General features: G+C 61.1%; 1 protein-coding gene and 1 pseudogene. Both read left to right on the top strand.

All coding sequences use genetic code 11. From position 1 onward, the window contains the following. On the top strand, positions 1-729 hold a 729-nt coding region (locus WCA53_RS04385; RefSeq protein WP_423905929.1), incomplete at its 5' end, for a quinone oxidoreductase family protein. Between the two features lie 299 nt (positions 730-1,028). Then, positions 1,029-1,804, top strand: a pseudogene (locus tag WCA53_RS04380) (two-component system sensor histidine kinase KdbD); the annotation flags it as partial.

Below are 1,804 nucleotides of genomic sequence, written 5' to 3'. Positions count from 1 at the left end.
CGTGTGGCCTATGCGTCGCGGCCTCCCGGCGCGTATGCCGAGGAGCGCGTGATGTCGGCGGCCTACGTTGTGCGACTGCCTGACGCCATTGGTTTTGACGATGCGGCCTCGATGATGTTGCAGGGTTTGACCGCGCAATATCTGCTGCGGCGAACGTATCGTGTGAAAGCGGGCGATACGGTGCTGATCCACGCGGCGGCGGGCGGTGTGGGAATGTTGGCGTGCCAGTGGGCCAAGTCGCTGGGCGCGACGGTCATCGGCACGGTCGGGTCGGACGAGAAGGCCGAGCTTGTCCGCGCGCATGGTTGCGATCATCCGATCGTCTATACGCGCGAGGACTTCACGAAGCGCGTGCGCGAGATCACGAACGGCGCGGGCGTGCCGGTGGTCTACGATTCGATCGGCAAGGACACCTATACTGCGTCGCTCGATTGCCTTGCGCCGTTGGGTCTGTTCGTCAGCTTCGGAAATACGTCGGGGCCATTGCCGCCGATCGATTCATCGGAGTTTGCCGGACGTGGCTCGCTGTACTTCACGCGTCCTACGTTGTTCAGCTACATGGCCAAACGCAGCGATCTGGAACAGATGGCGGCTGAACTTTTCGACGTCGTGAGCACGGGGAAGGTGAAGACGAACATACGGCAGCGTTATGAATTGAGAGAGGCGGCGAAGGCGCACGAGGATCTTGAAGCACGACGTACGACCGGATCGACGATCTTCCTGCCTTAAGGCGGTTGGGTGAAATCGGTGCGGTTTCTGTCGATCGGGTGTCGAGCGAAGCGGGTGTTTGTTTGCTGACGCGAGCGCGCGGCGTTTAGCGTACTGATGGGTTGACGCATCGATGAGTTGTTTATGCCGTCACGCGCATCCTTGACATGATCTTTATGGCGGCGCGTTTATTGTTCAGGGCGTGTCGGCCGAATTAAAGGTTGGCACGTGCCGTCGCACCCGGGCGCGCGGCGGCTAAACCAAGTGAACTGAACCAATCTTGCCCAGGACGCGTCTCGACGCGCGAAGTTGAAGCCCGCATGAACCGCCCGAATACCCATGAATTGCTGGAACAGGTGCACAGAGACGAGCAGAAGCGCCAGCGCGGACGGTTAAAGATATTTTTCGGCGCGTCGGCGGGAGTGGGTAAGACCCACGCCATGCTTTTGGCCGCGCGCAGGCGAAAGGACAGTGGCGACGACGTAGTTGTCGGGATTGCAGAAACGCATGGCCGCAGCGAAACGGCCGCGCTGCTCGATGGGCTCGACTCGTTGGCTCCGGCGAAAATTGCGGACCCGGGCGGCGTACTCAATGAATTCGATCTCGACGCGGCGTTGGCACGCCGGCCGCAACTGATTCTCGTCGATGAACTCGCGCACTCGAACGTCCCAGGCTCGCGTCACCTGAAGCGTTGGCAGGACGTGCACGAATTGCTGGACGCGGGTATCGACGTTTTTACGTCGATGAACGTCCAGCATCTGGAGAGCCTGAATGACATCGTGGGCCAGATTACGCAGGTGCGGATCGTCGAGACCGTGCCGGATCGCATTTTCGATGATGCCGACGAAGTAACGCTCGTCGATATCCCGCCCGAGGAACTGCTTGAGCGGCTACGCGATGGCAAGGTCACCCTCCCGGGGCAGGCCGACCACGCAGTGCGCACCTTTTTCCGCAAAGGCAATCTGATTGCGTTGCGCGAATTGGCGTTGCGGCGCACGGCGGATCGTGTCGACGCGCAGATGCGCGAGTACCGCGCTGACCAGTCGATCGAACGCATCTGGCACGCGCGCGACCGTCTTGTCGTCTGCATCGGTCC

Origin of the sequence: Caballeronia sp., assembly GCF_049581465.1 — a bacterium.
In the GTDB taxonomy this organism is placed as follows: Bacteria; Pseudomonadota; Gammaproteobacteria; order Burkholderiales; family Burkholderiaceae; genus Caballeronia.
This window is presented reverse-complemented; position numbering and strand designations above follow the sequence as displayed.